At 65.9% G+C, this 26,950-nt stretch carries 25 protein-coding genes; 8 read left to right on the forward strand and 17 right to left on the reverse strand.

Annotated elements, in window-relative coordinates:
- Positions 1 to 109 precede the first annotated feature (109 nt).
- Positions 110 to 796 (reverse strand): DJ-1/PfpI family protein, encoded by a 687-nt coding sequence (locus QJT78_RS26050; RefSeq protein ID WP_028148727.1) that lies wholly within the window; start codon positions 794 to 796, stop codon positions 110 to 112.
- A gap of 94 nt (positions 797 to 890) precedes the next feature.
- On the opposite strand from QJT78_RS26050, the gene QJT78_RS26055 reads away from it, so the two are divergent.
- Both QJT78_RS26055 and QJT78_RS26060 read left to right on the forward strand, forming a co-directional pair.
- Positions 891 to 1,832, forward strand: coding sequence for a GlxA family transcriptional regulator (locus QJT78_RS26055; protein WP_038944027.1), 942 nt, complete (start codon positions 891 to 893; stop codon positions 1,830 to 1,832).
- 35 nt (positions 1,833 to 1,867) lie between these two features.
- Positions 1,868 to 2,662: a methyltransferase domain-containing protein gene (locus tag QJT78_RS26060; RefSeq protein WP_038944028.1), complete on the forward strand. Its 795-nt coding sequence runs from the start codon at positions 1,868 to 1,870 to the stop codon at positions 2,660 to 2,662.
- A gap of 109 nt (positions 2,663 to 2,771) precedes the next feature.
- Here the strand turns inward: QJT78_RS26060 and QJT78_RS26065 are convergent, their stop codons facing one another.
- From QJT78_RS26065 to QJT78_RS26075, 3 genes are all read right to left on the reverse strand, one after another.
- The gene (locus QJT78_RS26065; RefSeq protein ID WP_028148730.1) at positions 2,772 to 3,743 is read right to left on the reverse strand and encodes an MBL fold metallo-hydrolase; all 972 of its coding nucleotides are present in this window, start codon (positions 3,741 to 3,743) and stop codon (positions 2,772 to 2,774) included.
- Positions 3,744 to 3,999: 256 nt separating this feature from the next.
- On the reverse strand, positions 4,000 to 5,013 hold the full coding sequence (locus QJT78_RS26070) for a hypothetical protein (protein ID WP_028148731.1): 1,014 nt from the start codon (positions 5,011 to 5,013) through the stop codon (positions 4,000 to 4,002).
- 14 nt (positions 5,014 to 5,027) lie between these two features.
- The gene (locus QJT78_RS26075; RefSeq protein WP_028148732.1) at positions 5,028 to 5,975 is read right to left on the reverse strand and encodes an alpha/beta hydrolase; all 948 of its coding nucleotides are present in this window, start codon (positions 5,973 to 5,975) and stop codon (positions 5,028 to 5,030) included.
- A gap of 203 nt (positions 5,976 to 6,178) precedes the next feature.
- On the opposite strand from QJT78_RS26075, the gene QJT78_RS26080 reads away from it, so the two are divergent.
- Positions 6,179 to 7,237 carry a DUF2155 domain-containing protein gene (locus tag QJT78_RS26080; RefSeq protein ID WP_038944030.1) on the forward strand — a complete coding sequence of 353 codons (1,059 nt, stop codon included), beginning with the start codon at positions 6,179 to 6,181 and terminating at the stop codon, positions 7,235 to 7,237.
- Positions 7,238 to 7,250: 13 nt separating this feature from the next.
- Here QJT78_RS26080 and aat read toward each other — a convergent pair whose 3' ends face one another.
- From aat to QJT78_RS26130, 10 genes are all read right to left on the reverse strand, one after another.
- Entirely contained in the window at positions 7,251 to 7,931 is a 681-nt protein-coding gene (gene aat / locus QJT78_RS26085; RefSeq protein WP_281460356.1) for a leucyl/phenylalanyl-tRNA--protein transferase, read from the reverse strand.
- Positions 7,932 to 7,978: 47 nt separating this feature from the next.
- Positions 7,979 to 9,094 (reverse strand): histidine kinase dimerization/phosphoacceptor domain -containing protein, encoded by a 1,116-nt coding sequence (locus tag QJT78_RS26090; protein ID WP_028148735.1) that lies wholly within the window; start codon positions 9,092 to 9,094, stop codon positions 7,979 to 7,981.
- Positions 9,091 to 9,531 carry a response regulator gene (locus QJT78_RS26095; protein WP_014495596.1) on the reverse strand — a complete coding sequence of 147 codons (441 nt, stop codon included), beginning with the start codon at positions 9,529 to 9,531 and terminating at the stop codon, positions 9,091 to 9,093. Before QJT78_RS26095 ends, QJT78_RS26090 begins: the two co-directional genes overlap by 4 nt.
- Entirely contained in the window at positions 9,528 to 11,045 is a 1,518-nt protein-coding gene (locus tag QJT78_RS26100; protein WP_085966002.1) for an ATP-binding protein, read from the reverse strand. Before QJT78_RS26100 ends, QJT78_RS26095 begins: the two co-directional genes overlap by 4 nt.
- 100 nt (positions 11,046 to 11,145) lie before the next feature.
- Entirely contained in the window at positions 11,146 to 12,501 is a 1,356-nt protein-coding gene (accC, locus tag QJT78_RS26105; RefSeq protein WP_028148737.1) for an acetyl-CoA carboxylase biotin carboxylase subunit, read from the reverse strand.
- A gap of 59 nt (positions 12,502 to 12,560) precedes the next feature.
- Entirely contained in the window at positions 12,561 to 13,049 is a 489-nt protein-coding gene (accB, locus tag QJT78_RS26110; protein ID WP_028148738.1) for an acetyl-CoA carboxylase biotin carboxyl carrier protein, read from the reverse strand.
- A 35-nt stretch (positions 13,050 to 13,084) separates the two neighbouring features.
- Positions 13,085 to 13,552 (reverse strand): type II 3-dehydroquinate dehydratase, encoded by a 468-nt coding sequence (gene aroQ, locus QJT78_RS26115; RefSeq protein ID WP_014495592.1) that lies wholly within the window; start codon positions 13,550 to 13,552, stop codon positions 13,085 to 13,087.
- 258 nt (positions 13,553 to 13,810) lie between these two features.
- A complete protein-coding gene (locus QJT78_RS26120) occupies positions 13,811 to 14,605 on the reverse strand; it encodes a DUF1236 domain-containing protein (RefSeq protein ID WP_028148739.1) in 795 nt (264 codons plus the stop codon).
- 238 nt (positions 14,606 to 14,843) lie between these two features.
- Positions 14,844 to 15,611 (reverse strand): DsbA family protein, encoded by a 768-nt coding sequence (locus QJT78_RS26125; protein ID WP_028161223.1) that lies wholly within the window; start codon positions 15,609 to 15,611, stop codon positions 14,844 to 14,846.
- A gap of 98 nt (positions 15,612 to 15,709) precedes the next feature.
- A complete protein-coding gene (locus QJT78_RS26130) occupies positions 15,710 to 17,110 on the reverse strand; it encodes a M48 family metalloprotease (protein WP_038944034.1) in 1,401 nt (466 codons plus the stop codon).
- Between the two features lie 178 nt (positions 17,111 to 17,288).
- On the opposite strand from QJT78_RS26130, the gene QJT78_RS26135 reads away from it, so the two are divergent.
- From QJT78_RS26135 to QJT78_RS26145, 3 genes are all read left to right on the forward strand, one after another.
- Positions 17,289 to 18,476, forward strand: a complete 1,188-nt coding sequence (locus QJT78_RS26135; RefSeq protein WP_038944035.1) for an aminotransferase class I/II-fold pyridoxal phosphate-dependent enzyme — start codon at positions 17,289 to 17,291, stop codon at positions 18,474 to 18,476.
- A 105-nt stretch (positions 18,477 to 18,581) separates the two neighbouring features.
- A complete protein-coding gene (locus QJT78_RS26140; RefSeq protein WP_028148743.1) occupies positions 18,582 to 19,139 on the forward strand; it encodes a biotin transporter BioY in 558 nt (185 codons plus the stop codon).
- Between the two features lie 83 nt (positions 19,140 to 19,222).
- Positions 19,223 to 20,557: a dicarboxylate/amino acid:cation symporter gene (locus QJT78_RS26145; RefSeq protein ID WP_028148744.1), complete on the forward strand. Its 1,335-nt coding sequence runs from the start codon at positions 19,223 to 19,225 to the stop codon at positions 20,555 to 20,557.
- A gap of 26 nt (positions 20,558 to 20,583) precedes the next feature.
- Here QJT78_RS26145 and QJT78_RS26150 read toward each other — a convergent pair whose 3' ends face one another.
- Positions 20,584 to 21,468, reverse strand: a complete 885-nt coding sequence (locus QJT78_RS26150; RefSeq protein WP_212479017.1) for an SDR family oxidoreductase — start codon at positions 21,466 to 21,468, stop codon at positions 20,584 to 20,586.
- Positions 21,469 to 21,557: 89 nt separating this feature from the next.
- Between QJT78_RS26150 and QJT78_RS26155 the strand changes: the two genes are divergently transcribed.
- Positions 21,558 to 22,397 (forward strand): helix-turn-helix transcriptional regulator, encoded by an 840-nt coding sequence (locus QJT78_RS26155; RefSeq protein ID WP_212480702.1) that lies wholly within the window; start codon positions 21,558 to 21,560, stop codon positions 22,395 to 22,397.
- Here QJT78_RS26155 and QJT78_RS26160 read toward each other — a convergent pair.
- Positions 22,394 to 23,626 (reverse strand): FAD-dependent oxidoreductase, encoded by a 1,233-nt coding sequence (locus QJT78_RS26160; RefSeq protein WP_028148747.1) that lies wholly within the window; start codon positions 23,624 to 23,626, stop codon positions 22,394 to 22,396. The two genes, QJT78_RS26155 and QJT78_RS26160, sit on opposite strands and share 4 nt — an antisense overlap.
- 64 nt (positions 23,627 to 23,690) lie before the next feature.
- Positions 23,691 to 26,081 (reverse strand): ribonuclease E/G, encoded by a 2,391-nt coding sequence (locus QJT78_RS26165; protein WP_063711522.1) that lies wholly within the window; start codon positions 26,079 to 26,081, stop codon positions 23,691 to 23,693.
- On the opposite strand from QJT78_RS26165, the gene QJT78_RS26170 reads away from it, so the two are divergent.
- Positions 26,013 to 26,909 (forward strand): hypothetical protein, encoded by an 897-nt coding sequence (locus QJT78_RS26170; RefSeq protein WP_281460357.1) that lies wholly within the window; start codon positions 26,013 to 26,015, stop codon positions 26,907 to 26,909. The two genes, QJT78_RS26165 and QJT78_RS26170, sit on opposite strands and share 69 nt — an antisense overlap.
- Positions 26,910 to 26,950 lie beyond the last annotated feature (41 nt).

Here is a 26,950-nt window from a genome sequence, read left to right on the forward strand (position 1 = left end):
AAGTGGTGCGCTGCTGAGCCGGGGCCCATTTCTCCCAGCAATCCGTGTGGTGTGGGTCCCGGCTCAGCGGAGCAGCGTTGCACGCTGCGCCGCGTCCGGGACATCAGAGCTACATCACCCGCTCAGCCGCGCGCTTGACCGCCTCGAGGCGGCGGGCCTGGTTTGCGGCGCCGCGCTCTCTCAGCAAGGCCAGCACTTCGGCCGGTGCGGTGTCGGGCGAGCCGGAAGTGAACGGTGGTGCCGGGTTGTATTCGATCTGGAGCTGGATCGCTTCCGCCGTGGCGCGGTCGACCAGGATCGACACCAGCGTCAACGCGAAATCGATCCCGGCGGTGACGCCACCGCCGGTGACGCGGTTGCGGTCGATGCAGACGCGCGTCTTGGTCGGCGTTGCGCCGAACTGGCCGAGCATCTCCATCGCGCTCCAATGGGTGGCGGCGCGGTAGCCCTTGAGCAGGCTGGCAGCGCCGAGTGCTAGCGCCCCCGTGCAGACCGAGGTGACGTACTTGGCGCCTTCGGCCTGCCTGCGCAGGAAATCCAGTACCTCTTCGTCGTTGAGCAGGTCGTTGGTCCCGCCGCCGCCGGGCACGCAGATCACGTCGAGCTGAGGACAGTCGGCGAATGTCGTGGTCGGCATCAGCGTCAGCACGGAGTCGCTCGGCACCGGCTCGATCCGTTTCCAGATCAGGTGCAGCTTGGCGCCGGGGACGGAGGAGAACACCTGCAAGGGGCCCGTGAAGTCGAGTTGGGTGACGCGCGGAAACACCAAAAGACCGATCTGGAGCGGTGACGACATGGGCAGGTCCTCCAAAGATGGGCTTGACGGACGCAGCCTCTCATGATGCCATTCCGTCCAAAATGGCGTATTTCCCTCACTTTCGGACATCACCATGATCGGCATCCTGATCTTCCCGGATTTCCAGTTGCTCGATGCGGCCGGCCCGATCTCGGTGTTCGAGATCGCGGCGCGCTGCACGGGCAAGACGACCACCGGAATCCGCGTGCTGGCACTGAACGCGGGGCCCGTGCGCAGCTCGTCCGGCGTGGAAATGATGGCGCGCGACTTCAGGTCGGCAAACGCGATCACCACGCTGGTCATCGCGGGTGGCGCAGGCGTGACGGACGCCGCACGCTGCGAGGTCACGCGGGCCTTCGTGCAGCGGCTGGCGAAGCGAGGCGTGCGGGTCGCGAGCGTCTGCTCGGGTGCCTATGTGCTGGCCGAGGCGGGCCTGCTCGATGGACGCCGCGCCACCACGCATTGGGGCCGCACACGGGATTTCGTCGCGCGCTATCCCAAGGTGAAGTTCGAGCCGGACCAGATCTTCACGCATGACGGCTATGTGTGGACGTCGGCGGGCATCACGGCGGGTATCGACCTCGCGCTCGCGATGGTCACCGAGGACCATGGCGAGGAGATCGCGCAACAGGCCGCCCGTCAGCTCGTGCTGTATCATCGCCGCAGCGGCGGCCAGTCGCAGTTCTCCTCACTGCTGGAATTGAAGACACCGAACGGCCGGTTCGGCACGCTGCTGTCCTGGGCGCGCGAGAACCTCGACGCCCGGCTGACGGTCGAAGATCTCGCCGATCGTGCCGGCATGAGCGCGCGGCATTTTGCCCGCGCCTTTGCCGCCGAGACCGGCACGACGCCGTCGAAGGCGATCGAGCGCTTACGGATCGAGGTCGCGCGCGAGCGCGTGCAGTCCTCGCGCGAGGCGATCGAGCTCGTCGCGGAGGCGACCGGATTTGGCGACCCCGAGCGCATGCGGCGCGCCTTCATCCGCGCCTTCGGCCAGCCGCCGCAGGCGCTGCGGCGCGCGGCGCGGGCGGGCTAGGAACTCTCACCTGGCACTCGAGCGTGGAGGCGAAGATGGGCGGGATGGAGTACAGCAACGAGAACGCGAAACGGCTTCAGAGACTTTATCTCACGGGGGACGTGACCGCCCAGCGCGCGGAGACTCTTCGGCAGCTAAATCTGGCTCCCGGCGAGAGCGTTCTCGATATCGGATGCGGTCCCGGCTATCTCTGCGAAAGCATGGCGCAGATCGTCGGGCCTGATGGTGCTGTCGGCGGTATCGATGTGTCGACTGACCTGATCGCGGTCTGCAACCGGCAGAAGGCTTCCGCCTGGATTTCATATGCGATCGGCAACGCGACGGAATTGAGTCAAGCGGATGCGTCGTTCGATGTCGTCGTGTGCACGCAGGTTGCCGAGTACGTGCCCGATGTCGACCGCGTCCTCGCAGAGACATTTCGCGTGCTCAAGCCGGGGGGCCGCACGATTTTTGTCGCAACGGACTGGGACGCGGTGGTGTGGCATTCCGAAAGCCCGGAACGTATGGCCGCGGTGATGAAATCATGGGAAGCGCACTGCGCTCACCCGCGTCTCCCAAGGTCGATGGCCCACAGATTAGCTAATGCACGACTTCACCTGGACGGAGCGTCGGTCTTTCCAATCCTGAATTTGCAGTACGATGACGATAGCTACAGTAAGGGGCTGGCTCAGGGCATTCGGGACTTCGTCGCCCGCAGGAACGACGTTTCAGCCGATGATCTCGAAGCCTGGCACAGCGAGTTCGAGCTTCTGGGCGGGGCGGGACAATACTTCTTCAGCACCAACCGCTATCTCTTCAAGGCCTCAAAGCCGGCTGCGCCGCCGCTATGACTGCGTCCTCCCAAGGTGAAGTTCGAGGCGATCAAGCGCTTAAGGATCGAGGTTGCGCGCGAGCGTTAGGCGTTACCGCCGCAGGCCCATCGGCTTGCGGCGATTGACCTCAGACGCCGTGGTAAACCAGCCGCACGAAGAACTCCGGCGTGATGACGAACTGGCCCCATTTGGCATCGAAGGCGGCGGTCGGCTTGACCGAGATCGTTTCTTCGAGAGAGCGTCCTTGGCTCTTGAGTTTCGCCACGTTGTCGTGGATGGCGACCAGCATATCGCGATAGGCCGACAGCTCTTGCCTGTTGCTCACCGGCGCGCCGTGGCCGGGAATGACGATGGTTTGCTTCGTTGCGGCCGCGAGGTTCGCTTCCGTGGCCTTGATTATGCCTCCGATGCTTCCGCCGGTCGAATAGTCGATGAAGGGATAGATGCCATTCCAGTAGGTGTCACCGACGTGGAGAATGTCCGCCTCGCTGAAATTGACTGATATGTCGCTGTCGGTGTGCGCCGGTCCGTAATATCTGAGCTGAAGGGTCGATCCGTTCAGCTTCAGGGTCTTGTCCGTGTCGAAAATGTCGGTCGGAACGGCGGCAAGGGCTGAGGGCGTAAAATTGAAATCCCAATCCTCGACCCTCTGTGTGGACATGAGATGCTTGTGGGTGTTTTCGTGCGCCGTGATCTCGGCTCCCTCTGCGTTTAGCCATGCATTGCCGTCCGCATGGTCGAAGTGCCAATGCGTGTTGATCAGGTGCGTGATCGGATCGCGGCTGAGACTGTTCGCCGCTTCCAATATGCGCAGCCGAGAGGCCGTGATGCCGGCATCGACGAACACCTTGCCGTCTCGTCCGGTCAGCACCGCGATATTGCCACCGGAGCCCTCGAGGATGCTGACATTGCCGCGAAGCTTGTGGACCTTGATCTTTGTCTTGGCAGCCTCGTCACGGATCAGATCGACGATGCTGCGTGCCTTGGCGTAGGCTGTCGCGGGGCTGAACCAACCGCCCGTTGCAGCGAAGCCGGCGGCGGCCGCGCAGCAGAGGCAGAAACCGCGACGTGAGAGCATGGGCTGATGATTGGCTGACATGGTCATGGCCTTTCCTCCGTTTGGCACGGCGCGCTTGCACCGTCGTGGCTACGCTTCGCGAACGGGTAGGCCTGGCGGCCCGGGCGGTGAATGCTCCCGCGGATCAGCTTCGTGCCCGAGCGGATCATTTGGATCTGGTGAGGCGCTGGAATCGTTTGGCCAAAGCGGCCGTGGATATGCTCGGAGCGCGCTGGCGGCGCTGCCGAGGGAGGCCACGGGTGGTGATCAACCAGAGAGGGCCGGCTTCATTCCGGATTTACGGGCGCGCGCCCTGGGTCGTGCTGCTTGCAGCGGACGCGTCCGCGCGCGCCGTGAATCGCCGCGCGATCGGCGTCAGCATGTAGGGCGCAAGATGGATCGGAAACTGCGTCATCGCGAAATAGAGCCAGGTGGTGGGCGGCAGCGCGCCAGCGGTCGCGGCCAGCATCAGGCCCAGATTGCGCTGTGACACCATCAGCCCGAGCGCCAGCGCGCGCTCATAGCCGATGCGGCGGAACAGCAGCGTGGTGACGGCGAGCAGCGTGAAATAGATCGCGAAGGACAGCGCCGCCAGGCCGATCGTGAAGAGCGGCTGGGCCACGAGGTCGCTCACGACATCGCCCATGATCGCGGCTGCGAAGGTCAGGAGGATGATGATGTTGAAGCCGTCGATCGGCTTCTTGTGACGCTGGATCGCAGCCGCGCCGAAGACCCATCGGATCAAGGTTGCGGCCAGCAGCGATGCCGCGAGGATGCCGAGCAGCTTCAGGCCGAGCGCCGGCGGCGAGATGGTGAGCATGTCGCCGAGGAAGAGGCCCGCGAACAGCGAGGCCGTGAACGGCACCAGCGCGGTCGAGGTCACCAGCGTGACCAGCACGAGCGTGGCATCGAGGCCCATCAGCGCGGCAAGCGCCGGAGAAGCCATCATCGGCGAGGCCATGCTCTGCAGCATCAGCGCCAGCGCAAGGCCGGGCGAGCGAGCCGTGAGCCCCGTTGCATGGGCGACCAGCCCGACGATCAGCGGCACGCCGATCGTGGTCCAGGCAGTGGCAGTCGCGACCAGCGCCGGCCGGCGCAAATGGCTGTAGAGCGCGGCCAGATCGACCCGCATGAAGGAGATGCAGAGAAGCCCGAAGATCGCCTCGGTGACGTAGGGCCGCAGCAGCATGCCGAGCGGCGGTACCGCGGCCGCAATGAACACCACGGCGGCCACCGCACGGGTGCCCTGGCTGCCGAGCCATGTCAGCGCGCGCAGGGGGAGGGCGAAGACGGTTTGGAGAAGGGATGGCATCCGGGACGGCAGCGTCAGCCCAATCCCTTCAGCCACGCGCCGATCTCGCCGACGGCGAGGTTGGCCTGCTGGAGCAATTTGCCCATCGTGAAGAAGCCGTGGAATTGCCCGGGATAGTGCTTGTACGTGACGGGCACGCCGGCCTGCCTGAGGCGCTCGGCATAGTCGTCGCCTTCGTCGCGCAGCGGATCGGCGCCGGCTGTGAGCACATAGGCCGGCGGCAGATCAGCGAGGCTTTTCGCGCGCGCCGGCGAGGCGCGCCAGTCCTGGATGTCGGCGGTGCCGTTGAGATAGTGATCGCGGAACCAGCGGATCACCGAATGCGTCAGCAGCACGCTGGTCTCGGGCTCGCGGTGCGAGCCGTGCGTCATGGCGAAATCGGTTGCCGGGTAGATCAAGACCTGGCCCGCGATCTCTGGACCATTGCCGTCGCGTGCGGTGAGTGCGACCACGGCGGCGAGATTGCCGCCGGCGCTGTCGCCGCCGATCGAAAGGCGCGCAGCGTCGATGCCGAGCTCGCGCGCATTCGCGGCAATCCATTTTGTGGCGGCGATCGCGTCATCGGCGGCAGCGGGAAACTTGTGCTCGGGCGCGAGGCGGTAATCGACCGAGATCACGATCAGCGCGCCCTCGACGGCGAGCTGGCGGCAGACGACGTCGTGGGAGTCGAGATCGCCGATCACCCAGCCGCCGCCATGGAAGAACACCAGCGCCGGCGACAGGCCGTTCTGAAGGCGCGGCTGCTTCGGGACGTAGATGCGGGCGGGGATTTCGCCGTGCGGCGCCGGGATCGCCAGCGCCGCGACGCGCGCCAGTTCCGGCGGCTCGGGGTTGGTGGCAAAGCGGGCCTGCCCGTAATAGGCGCGGGCTTCCGCTGCCGTCAGCGTCTCGTAGGCGGGGCGGCCCGCGTCCTGGAACGCCTTGTAGACGGCGGCGGCATCGGGATCGAGCACGACGGGCATGGGAGCGACCTTGGGCTTTCTGTTGTCGTTGGACGTCGTTTCGGGGGCGCTGCCCGCCTCGGCCCCGGGGAGGGGCCGGTCAACTATCCCATCCGGCCGCCGGTCTGGCCAGACGGCGGCGGGCAGGGCAGGGATGCCGCCCTTCCCCCGCCGTATTCGCCGTGTTAACCGGATGGCCTGCGAGCGGCGGTATCCCCTGTAGAATGTCCAGCAAGCCCGATTCGCTGTTGAAGCCGCGCGAGAAGATGATTCGAACCTTTACCCTTACAAGACTTGCCCTGCCAGGTCTTGCGGCGCTTCTGGCCGCCACCGCATTGACGGTTGCGACGCCCGCGCAGGCGCAGATCGGCACGATCTTCTCCGACCCGCCGCCGCGGCCGCCGGGTGCGATTCCGCGTGGTCAGCCGCAGCCTCAGATCCCCGATGACGACGAAGAGGTCCCCGAGCTGCCGCCGCAGGGCCGCGTGCTGCCGTCGCGCCCGATGGCGCCGCCGCCGGGCCGGCAAGGTAACGTGATGCCGGGGCCGGTCGAATCCCAGCCCCTGGCGCCGCCGCCGGGCTCAACCGTCGCTCCGCCGAACCAGCCGCCGTCCGTGGCAGTCGCTCCGCCCAATCCGCAAGCCGCCCCGGGTGCGCCCGGTCAGCGCCAGCCCCAGCAGAAGGGCGGGCCGGGCGGCACTGTCCCGCAGACCCCGGCGAGCCTCCAGCCGGGCGACGAGGTCGTGACCGAGCCGCCGGCCCAGAAGATCGTGAACAAGAAGGCGACCTTCTCCGGCCTCGACAAGATCACCGGACGCATCATCAATTTCGACGAGGACATCGGCGAGACCGTCCAGTTCGGCGCGCTGCGGGTCAAGACCGACGCCTGCTATACGCGGCCGGCGACGGAAGCCACCAATACCGATGCCTTCGTCGAGGTCGACGAGATCACCTTGCAGGGTGAGGTGAAGCGCATCTTCTCGGGCTGGATGTATGCGGCGAGCCCCGGCCTGCACGGCGTCGAGCATCCGATCTACGACATCTGGCTCACTGACTGCAAAGAGCCGCAGCAGACCATCGCGACCGCGGCGCCCGATCCGACCGCGGCAAAGCCGCCGGCTCCGCCGCCCGCGCAGAAGAAGGCGGCACCACCGAAGCAGGCCGTGCAGCAGCGTCCGCCGCAGCCCTTGCCGCCGATCCAGCAGCAGCAGCCGGCGCCGCCACCCCCGCCGCCGCCGGAGCAACGGCCGGGTCTGTTCGGCATCCCCGGGTTCGGGCGCTAGGCGCCTTCACCGATCATGGCCGCGAGGCGATGATGTCGAGCGCGCGTGCGCCCGGGATCGCGTCACCGGCCGACAACCGCAGGAAATCACCAGGGTCGCCGGCGAGCGCCTTGTCGAGCAGTGCGGTGTAGCGCCGACGCGAAATCTCGACCGCGCCAAAACTCTTCAAATGATCAGTGACGTATTGCGTGTCGAGCAGCTCGAAGCCGCCATGGATCAGCCGCGCGACCAGGTGCACCAGCGCGACTTTCGAGGCATCGCGCGCGGTATGAAACATGCTCTCGCCGAAGAAGGCGCGTCCGAGGCTGACGCCGTAGAGCCCGCCGACGAGGTCGTCGCCCTGCCAGGCCTCGACGCTGTGGCAATGGCCGAGCTCGTAGAGGCCGCCATAGAGGTCGCGGATCCGCTTGTTGATCCAGGTGTCCTCGCGTCCCGCCTGCGGCGCCGCGCAGCCGGCGATCGTTGCCTTGAACGCGGTGTTGACGGTGACGCGAAAGGCGTCCGTACCGACGGTGCGCGCGAGCCGCGAGGCCACGCGAAATCCCTCGAGCGGGATGACGCCGCGCAATTCCGGCTCGACCCAGAACAGGGTCGGATCGTCGGCGCTCTCGGCCATCGGAAAAATGCCGCAGGCATAGGCGCGCAACAGCACGGCCGGCGTGATTTCAGACGAAGCGGAGTCGCGCGAGGTCATGCCGCGACAATAGCAGGATCGTGGAGGTGTTGCGAAGGGGGCGAGGGTTAGCCTGCGGCGGCGTTGTTGGTCTTGTCGGGGGCTGCGGGCGTACGGCGGAACCTCAGCATGACGCGAGTTCCGGAATGGGCGGGGTCGCGTTCGACGGTGGCGTCGAGCTTGGTGGCCATCGCCGCGACGATGCGCTGGCCCATGCCGGTCGAGCGCGGATCCGCCTTGACCTTGTCGCCGACGCCGTCGTCGGTGATCGCCAGCAGCAGATCCTCGCCCTGCGAGGTCAGCTCGACATGGATGGGGCCGGCGCCGTCCGGATAGGCGTATTTCACCGCGTTCATCACCAGCTCGTTGACGATGATGCCGACGGCGACGGCGCGGTCCGGATCGATCTCGATCGGCTCGGCCTTCACCGTCAGCCGCGACATCCGATTGCCTTCGGCCGAGCGCCTGAGATCTTCGAGCAGCGAATCCAGATACTGGTTCAGCACCACGCTCTTCAGGTCCTGCGAGGTGTAGAGGCGGCGGTGCACCTGCGCGACCGCGGCGACGCGGCCCATCGCGTTGGTCAGCGCCGCCTTGACCTCTTCCTGGCCCGCCGAGTTCGCCTGCAGATGCAGCAGCGAGGCGATGATCTGGAGCGAGTTGCCGACGCGGTGATTGACCTCGCGCAGCAGCAGCTCACGTTCGGCGGCGAGTGCGGCGTAGCGGTCGCGCGACGCGTGGATCTCGGCTTCGGCTTCCTCGCGCGCTTTCTGCAATTCGGCCTGGCGCAGCGCGCCGTCGGCGGCGACGTGGAGCAGGGGGATGAAGTCGCCCTTGACGTCCTTGACGAGATAATCGGCCGCGCCCGCCTTCAGCGCGGTGACCGCGATGCTGGAATCCTGCGACGCGGTGACGAACACCACGGGCGGTGCGCCTGCTATCGCCATGATCTGCTCGAGCGTCTCCAGCCCGTCGAGGCCGGGCATGTACTGGTCGAGCGCCACGACGTCGATGCAGCCGTCGGCGCTGTTTTGGGTCCCCGCGCGACGGATACGCTCCAGGCCTTCCTCGCCGCTTGCGGCATGAACGACCTTGTAGCCGCGCCGCGTCAGGCCGCGCTCGACCAGGCGGGCCAGCGCCGCGTCGTCGTCGATATAGAGCAGTGTAGGCGGGTGCTGGTTCATGAGGCGGCGGGCGGGACCTGGATGACCGAGAAGAACAGGCCGAGCTGCCGGATGGCATTGGCGAAATTCTCGTAGTTCACGGGCTTGGTGATGTAGACGTTGCAGCCGAGCTCGTAGCAACGCTTGATTTCCTGGGAATCGTCAGTGGTGGTCAGCACCACCACGGGCGAGGCCTTCAGATATTTGTTCTCCTTGATCTGCTTCAGGATGTCGATCCCGGTCATGTCGGGGAGATTGAGATCGAGCAGGATCAGGAGCGCATTGCCCTTCTGCACGAGCCCGGTGCCGTCGGCGCCGAACAGGTGCTTCATCGCGTCCGTGCCGTTGGCGAAGGGGATGATCTCGTTGTTGACGCCGGATCGGCGGATGTTGCGCTCGATCAGCCGGGCGTGGCCCTCGTCGTCCTCGATCATGATGATGGTGACGGGTTGAGTCATTGGTCGGCGTTCCGGTTGCTTGTGTTCCAGGTGATGGGCAGCGTGATGGTGAAAGTGCTGCCGGTATTCAGTTCCGATGATACCGACATGGTACCGCCGAGGCGGCGCACAAGTGCACGCACATGCGCAAGACCGATGCCCTGACCAGGCTTGTCCTGGGTTCCCGCCCGGCGAAACAGGTCGAAAATCCGCTGGTGATCTTTCGGATCGATCCCGCGGCCGTTATCGCTGATCTCGAAGATAGCGTAGCCAAGCTTGGTGCGCCCGCGGATTCTGATCTCGCCGGGGGCGCCGGCCTTGAGATATTTGATGGCGTTGTCGATCAGATTGGAAAAGATCTGCTCCAGCGCAAGGCGGTCGCTGACGAGATCCGGCAGCGGTGCGACATGGATCTCGGCCTGCGCTTCGGCGGACTGATGCGCCAGCGTCGACACGATGGCTTCGATCAACTCGCGGGTGTCGATCTTCTCGGGCACGAATTCGCGCCGGCCCTCGCGGGTGAGGTTGAGGATCGCCGAGATCAGGCGGTCCATCTTGGCGATCGACGACTTGATGAAGCCGAGCGCTTCGGAAAAATCCGCTGAAAGCTGCTTGTCGGGGCCTTCGAGCGTGACCTCGCCGTCAGCCAGCGGCGGGCCATCGGCCGGGACATGGGTAAGGCCGCCGATACGGCGGAAAATGTCGCCGCCGAGCTCTTCGAGTTCGCTGGTGAAGCCCATGATGTTGACGAGTGGCGAGCGGAGGTCGTGGCTGACGATATAGGCAAAGCGCTGAATCTCGTTGTTGGCCTCGCGCAGGTCTGCCGTGCGTTCGTCGACCACGGTCTCGAGGTTGGCGTAGGCGTCGCGCAGGCGCGTCTCGGCCTCGTCGCGGGCCCGCACCGAGCGCCGCACCAGCCAGATCGAGATCAGGGTCAGCAGCACCACGAGGCCCGAACCGATGCCGGTCATCGAGGCCGCCAGCGTCTGGCTACGGTCGGAATTGACCGATCGGAGCCGGAACAGGCGCTCCTCCTCCTGGATCATGGAGACCGCGACTTTGCTGATCTCGGCCGTGGTGTCGGTGGAGGCGGCCTCGCGGACCTGCGCTATGGCTTTGTCCGGCCGATTCTGGCCGATGAAGTCCAGCTCCTGCTTGAATTGCCCCAGCCGGATTTCGATGGCCGCGCTCAGCTTCTCGATGTTGCCGCGTTGGTCCGGATTATCGCGGGTCAGGCGCGTGAGCTTGTCGAGGGCAGGTATGATCGCTGCCACGGCCTTCTCATGGTCAGCCTTGAAATCCGCCCCTTGCGTCAGGAGATAGCCGCGGGCGGCGCTCTCGGCACGCCGGATTTCCAGCAGCAGGGCGTTGATCTGGTTCTCCGCCTCGATGGTGTGAATCACCCATTTGCTATCGTCTCTGGCCTTGTTGACCAGGTAGACCGAGCCGGCGCTGATCACGGTCAACACCAGAAGACCCGCCGAGAACAGCAGGATCTGCCACATGGAGCGCCGTCGTTGCGCTTCAGTCGTCACGACGGTCTCGCTTCGTCACGTCAACGGAACTCAAAAGGCCCCCTCGGAACTGTCCCCGTCCAGAACGCGATGGGGGCCAAAGGGTTCCACGGGAGAGGGGTCACCCCGCGACCGGTTCCTTGCCCGCGAGGTACTGCTCGAGCCAGTGGATATGATAGTCGCCGTTGATGATGTCGTCCTGGCGCACCAGGTCGCGGAACAGCGGCAGCGTCGTCTCGATACCCTCGACCACCATCTCGTCCAGTGCCCGGCGCAGCCGCATCAGGCATTCGGCGCGGGTCTTGCCGTGGACGATGAGCTTGCCGACGAGGGAGTCGTAATAGGGCGGGATGGTGTAGCCCTGATAGACCGCGGAATCGATGCGCACGCCGAGCCCGCCGGGCGGGTGATATTGCGTGATGCGGCCCGGCGAGGGGCGGAAGCTCTGCGGGTTCTCGGCGTTGATGCGGCACTCGATGGCGTGGCCGATGATCTGGATCTCGCTCTGCTTGGCCGGCAGATCACCGCCGGCAGCGATGCGGATCTGCTCCAGCACGAGGTCGATGTCGGTGATGCTCTCGGTGACGGGATGCTCGACCTGGATGCGGGTGTTCATCTCGATGAAGTAGAACTCGCCGTCCTCGAACAGGAATTCGATGGTGCCGACGCCGAGATATTTCATCTCCCGCATCGCCTTGGCGCAGGTTTCGCCGATCTTGGCGCGTGCAGCGGCGGCAAGGACGGGCGAGGGACCTTCCTCCCAGACCTTCTGGTGGCGGCGCTGCAGCGAGCAGTCGCGCTCGCCGAGATGGATCGCGCCGCCGCGGCCGTCACCGAGGATCTGGATCTCGATGTGACGCGGCTTCTGGAGGTATTTTTCGAGATAGACGGACGCGTCACCGAAGGCGGATTTGGCCTCGTTGGCCGCCGTCGACAGCGCCACCTGGAGGTCGGCCTCGCTCTGCGCGACCTTCATGCCGCGGCCGCCGCCGCCGGCGGCTGCCTTGACCAGCACGGGGAAGCCGATCTTCCTGGCGATCGCCATCGCGTCGTCCTCGGGGCCGACCGCGCCGTCCGAGCCGGGCACCACGGGAATGCCGAGCTTCCTGGCCGTCTTCTTGGCCTCGATTTTGTCGCCCATCAGGCGGATGTGCTCGGCCTTGGGGCCGATGAAATGCAGATTATGCTCGGAAAGGATTTCGGCGAAGCGCGCGTTCTCGGAGAGGAAGCCGTAGCCGGGATGCACGGCGTCCGCGCCGGTGATCTCGCAGGCCGCGAGCAGCGCGGGCACGTTGAGATAGCTGTCCTTGGACGGCGGTGGCCCGATGCAGACGCTCTCGTCCGACAGACGCACATGCATGGCGTCGGCGTCGGCGGTGGAGTGCACGGCCACGGTCGCGATGCCGAGCTCCTTGCAGGCGCGCAGGATGCGAAGGGCGATCTCGCCGCGATTGGCTATGAGGATCTTGTCGAACATGGTGTCCTTAAGGGACTGGCGCGCGGGAGGCGGCTAGGGCGGCTGACCGCCCACGACCATTACTCAATGATGACGAGCGGCTCGCCGTACTCGACCGGCTGGCCGTCTTCGACCAGGATCTGCGTCACCGTGCCGGCGCGCGGCGAGGGGATCTGGTTCATGGTCTTCATCGCTTCGATGATCAGCAGCGTCTGGCCGATCGAGACCTTGCTGCCGACCTCGATGAACGGCTTGGCGCCGGGCTCCGGCGCCCAATAGGCGGTGCCGACCATCGGCGAGATCACCGCGCCGGGATGCTTCGACAGGTCGGCCGCGGCCGGCGCGGCGGCAACCGCGGCCGCTGGCAGGACGGCGGGACCGGCTGCCATCTGCATCGGCATGGTCGCGGCGACGCTGATGTTGCGGGCGACGCGCAGGCGAAGGCCGGCCCGTTCGATCTCGATCTCGGTGAGGCTGGTCTCATCGAGCAGAAGTGCGAGCTCGCGGACGAGCGCGGTATCCTCGCTGGAAAACTTTACGGCTGCTTTGTCGTCTGGCTGGCGCGCCATGTTCTGATCCGAATGTTCTGTGTGAAGAGGGAGCGTCAGGCTTTGGGCTTGATGCCGAGCTTGGCGGCAAGGCCCTGGATGGCGAGGCGGTAGCCTTCGATGCCGAAACCGCAGAGCGAGGCGAAGGCCGCGCGCGCGGTGTAGGAATGGTGACGGAAGCTCTCGCGGGCGTGGATGTTGGTCACGTGCACTTCGACGGTCGGAATCTGCACCGCGAGCAGCGCGTCGTGCAGCGCGATCGAGGTGTGCGAATAGCCGCCGGCATTGATGATGATGCCCTTCATCTTGCGGGCATGCGCCTCGTGGACGAAGTCGATCAGCTCGCCTTCGCGGTTGGACTGCCGGCAGTCGGCCTTGAGGCCGTATGCCGCCGCCGCTTCGCGGCACAGCGTTTCCACGTCGGCCAGCGTCGCATGGCCATACTTCTCGGGCTCGCGCGTCCCCAACATGTTGAGGTTCGGCCCGTTGAGAACGAGGATCGTGTCGGTTGCTGGTTCGGCCATTCCAATCCCGCAAGAGGTGCTTCGGCGTGGCGGGGGTTATAGGTAACAAAGCGCCCTAGGGGAAGCCTTGAAGGACCTCCCAGCGGGCTTCAAACAGCTCATCCGGGGTGCAAAAACCTGTGCGGAAGCTACGGAAATTGCTTGTTAACCAGTCAAAAGGGTGGCTGGCGGGTAGGATAGGCAGGGGAGCCCACCCAATAGGCCAAAAGCCCCTGCCGATCTCTCGGCAAGGGCTCCTTGGGACGTCAGTGAAGTGGCTTAGCCTTCGATGATGTACACGATCTCGCGCGTCTGCGGACGGACGATGATGTACTGTCCGCGGACGTAGATCACGTCATAGCCACGCCACTCCGGATAGATTTCCACGATCCGGGGCGGCAGCGGATGGAAGCGAACGGACGCCGGGATTGCGGCGCCGACCGAGATGTTGAAGTTGACGTTGGTGGTCTCTTCGATCTTGGTCGACTTGATCGCCGTTGAGATCTCGGTCCGCTTCTCGGCAGGCGGTGCCGCAGCGGTCGCGGGCGCGGTGCCGGTCGTGGTCTGAGACTTGGTGTCGGCAGCCTTGCTGTCCGCGCCCTTGGTTTGGGCGTTCATGTTGCCGCTCTTGGTGTCAGTCTCGGTGCTCTTGGACTTGTCCATCTGGGATTTGTCCATCGTGCTCTTCGACTTGTCCTGCGCACCCTGGGCGTGCTCACCCTTCGCCGCGCCGGCCTTCTCGTCAGCAGCGTTCTTGTTCATCGTGCCGGACTTTTCCATCCCGCCTGACTTTTCCATAGCGCCGGATTTCTCCGTCGCGCCGGACGACTTCTCCTCGGCTGCTCCGCCGGGCTTCATGGCGCCGCCGGCCTGGCCGACGGTGCCCTTTTCGGGAGCGGCTTCCTTGCCCATCGCGCCACGTTCAGCCGCGCCGCCGGCGGGCTGCGAATGTTGCGTCGGCTGCGCACCGGCGCCACCACCGCTGTCGCGGTTCATGGTGCCCTGTGCGTTCGCCAGACCGGTGCCCGCCACGAGCGCGAGTGCGGCAACCGAGATCAGAAAGCGGTTAGACATCGAATTTCTCCTCACGTGTTTCTTTTGCGTCATTGCCCGCGCCACCAACGAAAGGAGATTTGAGTTGTTCCGGAACATCGGCGGTTCCGGGGTATTTGTTTCTTGAACGCGAGATGAATGCGCGCGCCGGATTCGCGCCAGTATTCGCGCAGAGCTGCGGTCAACGAAAAAGGCCGGCTGTTCAGCCGGCCTCGTCGCATGGGTCAGTTGTGAAATGCGAGATCAGCAGGTCGCCTTGTTAGCAGGTCGCCTTGCCGCAACGGGCAACGCCGATCTTTTCCTTCAGGCTTTCGAGACCGACGGCGCCGATCACGATCTGCTTGCCGATCACGTAGCTCGGCGTGCCGTTCATGCCCATCGCTTCGGCGAGCTTGAAATTCTCCTCGATGGTGGCGCGCACCTCGGGGCTGCCGATGTCCTTCTCGATCTTCGCGGTGTCGAGGCCGGCTTCCTTGGCCGCCTGGAGCGCGCGCGCCTTGTCGGCGGCGCCACGGCCGCCGAGCAGCTTCTGGTGGAAGTCGAGATATTTCTTGCCGGTGGGATCCTGCATGCGCACGGCGACCGCGACCTGCGCCGCTTCGACCGAGCCCTGGCTCAACACCGGAAACTCCTTCAGCACCACCTTCAGCTTCGGATCGGCCTTCATGAGGTCGAGCATGTCGCCCATCGCGCGCTTGCAGTAGCCGCAATTGTAATCGAAGAACTCGACGAAGGTGACGTCGCCGTCCTTGTTGCCGAGCACGACCTGGCGCGGCGAGTTGAAGATCGCATCGGAGTTCTGCGCGATGCTGGCTTCGTGCTTCTGCGTTTCGGCCGCGGCCTGGCGCTTGGTGAGCTCGGTCATCGCTTCCTCGAGCACCTCGGGATGGGTGACGAGATAGTTCTTGATGATCGCCTCGATGTCGGTGCGCTGGGCATCGGAGAAGCTGTCGGCCGACGCGGGCGCGGCTGCGCCGAACATGGCGAGCGCGAACAGCGCGGGAGCAAGCAGGCGCAGCGAAGGCATAGGCAAATCCTCTTATCGAAAGCTGGTTTCGGAAAACGTCCCGGCGGACTTAAGCTCGGTGTCGTGACGTCGTGGTGTCAGGCGTCGTCTTGGTCGCGTTAGTTGCGCGGCGGCTTGGCCGCCACGATGTCGTCGGCCTTGACCCATCCGGGCGTGCCGACGGCGAAACGGGTTTTCGCGCGCGTGGCGAGCTCGCGGGCGGTCTTGTTGTCGCCGCGCAGATAAGCGGCCTGCGCCGACGCCAGATCCGCCTCGGCATAGTCGCCCTTCCGGCCATAGGCCATCGCGAGTTGCATATAACCGAGCGCAGCCTCCGGTTCCCGTGCCACCGCGGCCCGGAGAATCCGAACGGCATCATCCGTGTAAGCCTTATTATCCGATCCAACCAGAGCCTGCCCAAGTAACATCTCGATGAGGGGCGCGTTGTTGGACAGCTGCACCGCCTTGCGCAGGGCGGGGATCGCCTCGGCCGGCTTGCCGCCCTCCAGCAGGGCCTGGCCGCGCACCTCGTAGAAATACGGGTTGTTCGGCTGGACCTGGATCAGCGCGTCGATCTGGGCCAGGGCGCTGCGCAAATCGCCGTGCAGATAGGTGCTGATGGCGCGGGCATAGCGCGCCGGCATGCTGTCGTTCGTCTGGGGGTAGCGGCGGTAGACCGTCTCCGGCCGCTCCATGAACGCGGAAATCTTGGCGCGCGCCATGTCGTGGCGGAGCTGGAGCGCGGGATCGTCCTTCTTGTCCCAATAGGGGCTGGAACTGGCGAATTCCTGAAGCGACGCGACGCGCTCGGCGGGCATCGGATGCGACTGGAGATAGGGATCGGCGCCGCGGGACGCGAACAGGCTCTCGCTGGTGAAGCGCTTGAAGGTCTCGTACATCCCCTTCGGCGACTGCTGGGTCGCGGTCAGGAATTTCACGCCGGCGCGGTCGGCGTTCTCCTCCTGCTGGCGCTGATAGGACAGCAGCGTGCGGCGGATCATCTCCTGCGGTCCGGCGATGGCGGCAGCACCGGCATTGGCGAGCCCGTTATTGCCGGCGCTGTTGCTGCCGCGGGTGCTGCCCACGGCAATCGCGCCGGCCCCGAGCAACATGGCGATGATCATCTGCGTCTGGGCGTTGGCGAGCTGTTCGCGCAACTTGGACAGATGGCCGCCGGCCAGATGTCCGGTCTCGTGCGCGAGCACGCCGATGATCTGGTTCGGCGTCTCCGACTGCATGATCGCGCCGTAATTGACGAAGATGCGGCGGCCTGCAACGAACGCGTTGAACGAGCCGTCGTTGATGATCACCATCTGGATGTTCTGCTTTTCCAGACCGGCGGCGCGCAGGATCGGGCGCGTGTATTCGCGTAGCAACTGCTCGGTCTCGGTGTCGCGCAGGATCGGCGGCCCCTTGGCCTGCGCATGCGCGGCCGGCATCGGCAACAGCGCGACCGCCGCGGCAGTGACGAGGGCGGTGACGGCGGAGGCCTTCTTGCGCAATGCGATCTGGAGCAACATCAGGCGGTCTGTGTCAAACGGTCTTGATCAAGCAGTTTCGTGATTGGTTTTTGGCGATTGGCGGCGGACCGGATACGAGATATGCCCTTATGAGCCGTACAATGCGGCCAGTCTGGGGCGCAAGCGCCCCGTTTTCCGGACCGAACCGACCGGTTCGCCAGCGAAATAGCAGAATTCGATGCACGATGCGACATTGAGGAACCGGGTGGGGCAGTGGCTCGAGCCCTCCCGCCGCAGCGATGTTCCCCCGTTCATGGTGATGGACGTGATGGCCGCCGCGGCCCGAATCGAGGCGGCAGGCGGCCATGTCATCCATATGGAGGTCGGCCAGCCCGCAACCGGCGCCCCAAAGACCGCGATCGCGGCCGCCCATGCGGCGCTCGAGGCGGGGCGGATCGATTACACCTCCGCGCTCGGCATCCCCTCATTGCGCGAACGCATCGCGCGCCACTATCGGGATGCCTATGGCTGTGATGTCAGCCCCGGGCGGATCGTCGTGACGACAGGCTCCTCCGGCGGTTTCATCCTGGCCTTCCTGTCGATGTTCGCGCCCGGCGACCGGGTCGCCGTGACGGTGCCGGGTTATCCGCCCTACCGTCACATCCTCACCGCGCTCGGTTGCGAACCGGTGCTGATCGAGACCAGCAATGACACGCGCCTTGCGCTGACCGGCGAGGCGCTGCTGGCGGCGCACCGCAAGGCACCGCTGAAGGGCGTGCTGGTCGGCAGCCCTGCCAATCCGACGGGGACGATGATGTCCCGCGAGGCGCTGGCCGGCCTGATCGCTGCGGCAGAAGACGCCGGCATCCGCTTCATCTCTGACGAGATCTATCACGGGCTCGACTACGCGTTTCCGGCGGCGACGGCGGCGGCGCTGTCGGAGCACGCACTCGTGATCAACTCGTTCTCGAAATATTTTTGCATGACGGGCTGGCGCGTCGGCTGGATGGTCGTGCCCGAGATACTGGTGCGGCCGATCGAACGGCTGCAGCAGAACCTCTCGATCTCGGTGCCGTCATTGTCGCAAATCGCGGCCGAGGCGGCGTTCGACGGCGCGGCCGAGATGGAGGAGATCAAGCACGGCTATCAGGAAAACCGGCGCATCCTGATCGAGGGATTGCCCAAGGCGGGCCTCAGCAAGTTCCTGCCTGCCGATGGTGCCTTCTATCTCTATGCCGACGTCTCGGACTTCACTTCGGACAGTTTCGAGTTCGCCAAGCAGATGCTGGAGCAGGCGCACGTTGCGGCCACGCCGGGTCTCGATTTCGATCCCATCCATGGTCGTTCGTTCATACGGCTCTCCTATGCGCGTTCGGCGGCGGAGATGCGGGAGGCAGTTGACCGGATCGCTCACTGGCTTAAATAGCCGCGAGTTTTCGACAGCCGCTTCGACACCAACCCGCGGAGTTCAACTTTGTCTGACCGTTCCCTCCCGTCCGTCGCCACGCCGCATTCTCCTCTCGCCGCATTGATGTGGCCGACCCGTCCGGGTGAAACCGTCGGCGCACTTCGCGCCGTCGTGCTGATTGCGCTCGGCACCGCCTTGATGGCGCTATCAGCCAAGGTGAATCTGCCGCTGCCTTACGTGCCCATGACCCTGCAGACGCTGGTCGTGCTGATGATCGGCGCCGCCTATGGCTGGCGCCTTGGCAGCGCAACCATGATCGCCTACCTCGCCGAAGGCGCGATGGGGCTGCCGGTGTTCGCCGGTCCGGTCGGTGGAATTGCACCGCTGCTCGGCCCGACTGCCGGCTATCTGTATGGCTTCGTGCTGGCTGCCTTCATCACCGGTTGGCTGGCCGAGCGCGGCTGGGATCGCAACGTCGTGCTGCTGTTTGGAGCGATGGCGCTCGCCCATGTCGTGATTTTCATCGCCGGCTTCGGCTGGCTGGCCTACGTCATCGGCCTTGGCGCAACCAAGGCCTGGGCGGTCGGCGTCGCGCCGTTCATTGCGGCATCGGTGGTCAAGAACGCGCTGGGCGCCGCGCTGATGCCGGCGGCCCGCCGGATCGTCGACCGACGCGGGTAAAGCGCACCGTTCCGAGCAGTTCCGATTGACAGAGCCGGCCAAGTTGATCTTGGCTGGCTCTGAGTTTGAGGGGGAGTGAAACAATGACGACGACAACGATGGCGGGGGCGCCGGTCGCGCCGGCCGCCGCCAAGCCTTGGTACAAGGTTCTCTACGTCCAGGTGCTGATCGCCATCGTGCTCGGCGCCTTGGTCGGCTGGCTGTGGCCGTCGCTCGCCACCAACGAGTGGATCAAGGCGATGGGCGACGGCTTCATCAAGCTGATCAAGATGGTGATTGCGCCGATCATCTTCTGCACCGTGGTCTCCGGCATCGCGCATATCCAGGACGCCAAGAAGGTCGGCCGCATCGGCGTCAAGGCGCTGGTCTATTTCGAGGTCGTCTCGACCTTCGCGCTGGTGATCGGACTCATCATCGGCAACCTGGTGAAGCCGGGTGCGGGCTTCGGCAGCGCCGCCGCCAACGCGCAGGCCGTCGCCAACTACGCCAAGCAGGCCGAGGGCCAGAGGTCGGTCGACTTCATCCTGCACATCATCCCCGACACCGTGGTCGGCGCCTTCGCGCAAGGCGAGATCCTGCAGGTGCTGCTGTTCTCGGTGCTGTTCGGCTTCGCCATCATGGGCCTCGGCGAGCGCGGCCACACCATCCGCAGCTTCATCGATGACGCCGCGCATGCGGTGTTCGGCGTCATCTCCATCGTAATGCGCGCGGCGCCGATCGGCGCATTCGGCGCGATGGCCTACACCATCGGCAAGTTCGGCACCGGCGCGATCCTCAACCTGGTCGGCCTGATCGCGACGTTCTACGTGACCGCGGCGCTGTTCGTGTTCGTCGTGCTCGGAACCATCGCGCGCTTCGCCGGCTTCTCCATCTTCAAGTTCCTCGCCTACATCAAGGACGAGCTGCTGATCGTGCTCGGCACCTCGTCCTCGGAAAGCGCGCTGCCGTCCTTGATGGAGAAACTCGAGCGCCTCGGCTGCTCGAAGTCGGTGGTCGGTCTCGTGGTGCCCACGGGCTATTCGTTCAATCTCGACGGCACCAACATCTACATGACGCTGGCGACGCTGTTCATCGCGCAGGCGCTTGGCTTCGATCTCTCCTTCGGCCAGCAGCTCACTATCCTGGTGGTGGCGATGCTGACCTCGAAGGGTGCCTCCGGCATCACCGGCGCGGGCTTCATCACGCTGGCCGCGACGCTCGCCGTGGTCGATCCGCGCCTCGTGCCGGGCATGGCGATCGTGCTCGGTATCGACAAGTTCATGAGCGAGTGCCGCGCGCTGACCAACCTCTGCGGCAACGGCGTGGCCTGCGTGATCGTCGCCTGGTGGGAAGGTGAGCTCGACCGCGACAAGCTCAACGCCAACCTCGCCAGGCAGATCGATCCGACGGACATAGAGACTGCCGTCACGACGGACTGATCTGCTGGTGGCGGCGCCGCACGCCGTTAGACCTTGAAGTAGTGGGGCTGGTCGAGATCCTCGATCAGCCCTTTTTCTTTGGGTTCCCAGCCGAGCAAAGCGCGCGTCTTGGCGCTTGAGGTCGGAACGTCGATGCCGGCGAACTGTGCGAACCAGCCGAAATGCGCGGCCGCTTCCTCAGGCGATTTGGACACGACCGGGACGCCGAGCCTTCGGCCGATCACCTCTGCAATCGCCTTGAACGGCACGCCTTCCTCGGCGATCGCATGATAGCGCCGCGCGGTCGCGCCTTGCTCCAGCGCGAGACGATAGACGCGTGCGGCGTCGAGGCGGTGCGCGGCCGGCCAGCGGTTTTGGCCTTCGCCGATATAGGCCGCGGCGCCTTTCTCCCGGGCGAGCGCGATCAGGCGCGGCACGAAGCCGTGGTCGCCCTCGCCATGGGTCGTGGGCGGCAGCCGCACGATGCCGGTGCGGACGCCGCGCTCTGCGAGGTCTTCGGCAGTGGCTTCCGAGACGCGCGGAAAGTGGCGGGCCGCCGCATCGTCTTCGGTCGCGAGCCGTCCGGGCGCCAGCAGCGCTACACCGGACGTGACGATGAGGGGGCGGTCGGAGCCTTTGAGCTCCTCACCGAGCGCGAGGATCGCGCGGCGGTCGAGCTCGCAATTGTCGGCGAATTTCGAGAAGTCGTGGTTGAAGCCGAGATGCAGCACACCGTCCGAAGCGGCGGCGCCGCTGCGTAAGGACGCATGATCCTCCAGCGACCCACGATGGACCTCGGCGCCCATCGCGGTGAGCGCTGCGGCACCGGCATCGGAGCGAGCGAGGCCGAGCACGCCATGGCCGGCGGCCATCAGGTCTCGAACGACGGCGGAGCCGACGAAGCCGGTGGCACCGGTAACGAAAACACGCATGCGAAATCTCCTGGTGTTGGTGGAGAACCATCTGCGCTAGAGTTATCCGGGTAAAGTAGTGACATTATCAGGGTATAATAGCTAACAGGATGAGCGAGAGCACTGCCGCCGAGAACTTGCTTGGGGCCTATCTGAAGGACCGTCGCACCCGGCTCGATGCAGCCGCGTTCGGCTTCTCCGGCAGCCGCAGGCGCACGCCGGGTCTGCGCCGGGAGGAAGTGGCCCAGCGCGCCAATATCAGCTCGACCTGGTACACCTGGCTGGAGCAGGGCCGCGGCGGGGCGCCGTCGGCCGACGTGCTCGATCGGATCGCGCGCGCGTTGATGCTGACCGATGTCGAGCGCGAGCACCTGTTCCTGATCGGCCTCGGCCGCCCGCCCGAGGTGCGCTACCAGGCGAGCGAAGGCGTCTCGCCGCGGCTGCAACGCGTGCTCGATGCGCTCTCATTCAGCCCGGCGCTGGTACGCACCGCGACCTGGGACGTCGTAGCCTGGAATCGCGCCGCAAGCGTCGTGCTGACCGACTACGGTGCGATCCCGCCGGGACAGCGCAACATCCTGCGCTTCATTTTCTGCGATCCGCGCGTGCGCGCCGCGCAATATGACTGGGACAGCGTGGCACGCTTCGTGGTGGCCGCATTCAGGGCAGACGCGGCGCGGGCAGGCGCCGTCTCGCATGTCGCCGATTTCGTCGACGAGCTCTGTCGGACCAGTCCGGAATTCGCGGCGCTCTGGCGCGACAATGACGTGCGCCATCATGGCGACGGCACCAAGCGGCTGCGGCATCCCGTTCACGGCACGATGTCGTTCGAATATTCGAGCTTCAATGTCGAGGGCCGCTCCGATCTCAGCATGATCGTCTACAATCCGGCGACGCCCGAAGACGCCGACCGCATCAGGAAGATGCTGGCCGAGCGCGCCGACAGCTAAAAGCGCTCAGGCCGGTATGGCGTCGGATCGATCGCCGGCGTCTCGCCGCTCATCATCTCGGCGAGCAGGCGGCCGGTCGCAGGTCCAAGCGTAAAGCCCTGGTGGCCGTGGCCGAAATTCATCCAGAGGCCGGGATGACGCGGCGCTTGCCCGAGCACCGGCAGCATGTCGGGCGTGCAGGGTCGGGTGCCGAACCACGGATCCGGCTCGACGCGCCTGCCCAGGTCGATCAGCTGTCGCGCCGAAGCTTCGGCACTGGCGAGCTGCACGGGCGTGGCGAGCGCGTCCATGCCGGTCAATTCCGCGCCTGTGGTGATGCGGATGCCCTTCGCCATCGGACCCATGGCGTAGCCGCCCGCCTTGTCGACCAGCGGGAGGTCGAGTGATGCGCCGCCGCTGTAATGCATGTGGTAGCCGCGCTTGCGCACCAGCGGAATGCGGTATCCGAATTTGTGCAGGAGATTGGGCGACCAGGGCCCGAGCGTCACGACGGCGGCCGCAGCGTCGATGGCTCCCTGGTCCGTATCGACCGACCAGCCGGTCGCGGTCTGCCGCAAGGTCTGGGCATCGCCGAGCACGATGGTGCCGCCGAGGCGCTCGAACAGCTCGGCATAGGCCGTGACCAGTGCGCCGGGATCGGACACGGTCCAGGTGTCGAGCCAATGGATCGCACCGGGCAGGTCGTCGCGCAGGATCGGTTCGGCCTTGGCGAGCTCGGCCCCCGAGAGCGCGCGAAACCTCACGCCGAATTCGCGCTGGTCTTGTTCCGCCGCCTTGACGGCGAGATCGAAGGAAGCTGCGTCGCGATGCAGATGCCGGTAGCCCGCGCGGCGGATCAGATTGTCGGCATGGGCTTCGCGAATGAGGATGTCGTGCTCCGCCGTCGCATAGGCGATCAGCCGCGCCCAGGCGTCGATCGCCTCGCGATGCCGCTTTGGCGCCGAATGCCACCAGTAGCGGAGCAGGGGCTCGATATGGAGATGAAGCGACGACAGGCTGTAGCGCACGTCATTGGTGCGGCCGGTCGCGATCTTCAGGAGCGAAGCGAGGTCGCGCGGCATCGGATAGGGACGCAGGGCTTCGGCCTGGATCATCCCGGCATTGCCGTAGCTGGTCTCGCGGCCCGGCTCCCTGCGGTCGACGAGCGTGACCGACCAGCCGCGCTGCCGGAGGTGCAGCGCCGCGCTCACGCCGATCATTCCGCCGCCGAGGACAATTGCGCTTTGCATCGTACTGACCTTGCCAAATCAAAACCGCCCGGTTTGGCCGGGCGGTCTTAACTGATTTGTTCGCCTACTCGCCGCCGCCGAACCGGCGAGACCACCAGCCGGCGCGACGCGGGGCGGCCGGAGTTTCGGTTGCCGCTTCCGGCGCGGGCTCGGCGGCCGGTGCGGGCGGAGCAACTGGCTCTGGCTCTGGCGCTGCCGCAACCGGTGTTGCTGGCTCGCTCGCGCTGCTCGACAGGAAGCTCACCTTTTCCCGGACCGTGGAGCGGCGACGCGCAGCCTTGTCGTCGGCCGGCTCTTCGTCCGCGGCGGCAGGAGCGGGCTCAGGCTCGGCCGGCGCCTCAATCTGCACCTCGGCGCGCGGCTCGGGCTGGCTGACCTCGGGCTCGGCGGTGGTGTGTTCGGCCTGCGCGATCGAGGGCGCAGCCTCGCCGCCAAAGCTGTCGAAATCGGCGACGGCGTCGGTCGCTTCCGACGGCGCATTGGCTGCGAGCTCGTCACCGATGGAGCCGGCGAGACCTTCCTCGTTGCCACCGCGACGGCGGCGTCCACCGCGACGACCACGCCGGCGGCGGCGATCGCCGTTGCCCTGCTGCTCGCTGCGGGCCGCCTGGTCCTCACCTTCTTCGCCGTCCTGCTCGGACTCGGATTCCTCTTCACCTTCGCTGGCCGCCGCCGCCGCATCGGAAGACGCCGGAGCGCCATCCTCGCGCAACTCGCCGTCGCGCGGGCCACCGCGGCCGCGCCGACGCCGGCGGCGCTTGCGGCGCTGGCCGTCCTGGTCGGAAGCCGCTTCGCCGCCAGCCTGCTCCTCGGCGAGGCCTTCGGTTTCCTCGGTCTCGACCTCGGATTCCAGCTCCGGATCGAATTCCTCGTCGTCATAGACTTCTTCGGCTACGGGCGGCGGGCTTGCGGCGGCCTGTGCCGCCAGCAGCGCCTTCGCTGCTTCCAGCGTATGCACCTGCTCGCCGCGGTCGATGAGATAGGCCTGCGGTCCGCTGACGCTGGGGTCGGCGATGACGGCCAGCGTGACCTTGAAGCCGTTCTCGAGGTCGCGCAGATGGCCACGCTTGTGGTTCAGCACATAGAGCGCGACGTCGGTGCGGGTGCGGACCACGAGATTGTGGGTCGCGCCCTTCATCAGGATCTCTTCGAGGCCGCGCAAAAGCTGGAGCGCAACCGAGGAGACTGAGCGGACATGGCCGGTGCCGCCGCAATGCGGGCAGGGATCGGTCGAGGATTCCAGCACGCTGGCGCGGATGCGCTGGCGCGACATCTCGAGCAGGCCGAAATGCGAGATGCGGCCGACCTGGATGCGCGCGCGGTCCTGCCGCAGGCAATCGGACAGCTTGCGCTCGACCGCGCGGTTGTTGCGCTTCTCGTCCATGTCGATGAAGTCGATGACGATCAGGCCGGCGAGGTCGCGTAGGCGGAGCTGGCGGGCGACCTCTTCGGCCGCCTCCAGATTGGTCTTGAGTGCGGTGTCCTCGATATGGTGCTCGCGGGTCGACCGTCCGGAGTTGACGTCGATCGAGACCAGCGCCTCGGTCTGGTTGATCACGATGTAGCCGCCGGAGCGCAGCTGCACGGTCGGAGAGAACATCGCGTCCAGCTGGCTCTCGACGCCCATGCGTGAGAACAGCGGCTGGCCGTCCCGATACTGCCTCACCGCGCTGACATTGGCGGGCATCAGCATCTTCATGAAGTCGCGCGCTTCGCGGTAGCCGGACTCACCGGCAACCGAGATCTCGTCGATCTCCTTGTTGTAGAGGTCGCGCAGCGAGCGCTTGATCAGCGAGCCTTCCTCGTAGACCAGGGTCGGGGCCTGCGACTTCAGCGTCAGGTCGCGCACCGTCTCCCACATCCGGATCAGGTATTCGAAGTCGCGCTTGATCTCGGGCTTGGTGCGGGCGGCGCCGGCGGTGCGCAGGATGATGCCCATGCCCTCGGGCACGTCGAGATCCTGCACCACTTCCTTCAGGCGGGAACGATCCTGGGCGCTGGTGATCTTGCGGCTGATGCCGCCGCCGCGCGCGGTGTTCGGCATCAACACGGCATAGCGGCCGGCGAGCGAGAGATAGGTGGTCAGCGCCGCACCCTTGTTGCCGCGCTCTTCCTTGACGACCTGCACCAGCATCACCTGGCGGCGCTTGATGACTTCCTGGATCTTGTACTGGCGGCGCGGGCGGAAGGTGCGCTCCGGCACTTCCTCCATGACGTCGTCGCCGCCGACGGATTCGACGTGTTCCTCTTCGGCTTCCTCGCCGTCCTCGTCCTCGTCGTCTTCCTCATCGGACTCGTGATGACGAGCATCCGTGCTTTCGCCGGCAGCGTAGACGGCGTCAGCCGGTTCGGTGGAGGCGGTCACGGCTTCGGCGAGAGCGTCGGCATGAGCCTCGGCATGGGCTTCGGAGGCGACAGCCTCCTGCGGTTCGGCAGCGGTCTCGGTCGCGACCACGGGCTCGGCGCCGAAGGCTGCGACAGGCGCGGGCGTCTCGTCGGCATGATCATGGTCGTGATGATCGTGCGGGCCGTCATGACCATGGTCGTGATCGTGACGATGGTCGTCGTGCCCATGATCGTGATGATCATGGCCTTCGTGGTCATGATCGTGGCGATCATGATCGCCAGGTTCGTGGTCTTGATGCTCGTGGTCGTGATGTTCTTGGCCGTCGTGCTCGCCATGATGCTCCGCATCGGCATGCAGATGCTCGCCTTCGTGCGGTGCGCCCTCGGTGTGCGGGGCTTCGCCCTCGACCGGCTGGGCGGCGGGATCGCTACCTGCGTCGAGGCCTTCGACGATGTCACTACGCACGCGCTCGCCCTGACTGCGGCGGCGGGAGTTGCGGTGGCGCGAGCGGCGGCGGCCGTGGGAGCGGTTCTCGCTCTCTTCCTCGGCCTCGCGATGGGCCTGTTCCTCGGCCTCGATCAGTGCCTGCCGGTCGGCGACCGGGATCTGGTAGTAGTCGGGATGGATTTCGCTGAAGGCGAGGAAGCCGTGGCGGTTGCCGCCATATTCGACAAAGGCGGCCTGGAGCGAGGGCTCCACCCGGGTGACCTTGGCGAGGTAGATATTCCCGCGCAGTTGCTTGCGTTGGGCGGTCTCGAAATCAAACTCTTCGACGCGATTGCCGCGGACCACGACGACCCGGGTCTCCTCCGGGTGGGTGGCATCGATCAACATCTTGTTGGGCATGTCTTAACTCTTGGCGGCGGCGGGCGCGATTCACCGTGGGCGCGATCTGCGCTGCCGGGTGACGCGACGGTCCACCTGATTCGGGGGTGAGGGGAAGGCCGAAACGCCGTCTCTCGCGCCTTGCCGAAACG

The organism is Bradyrhizobium sp. Mp27 (assembly GCF_029953005.1).
Taxonomy (GTDB): Bacteria; Pseudomonadota; Alphaproteobacteria; order Rhizobiales; family Xanthobacteraceae; genus Bradyrhizobium; species Bradyrhizobium barranii.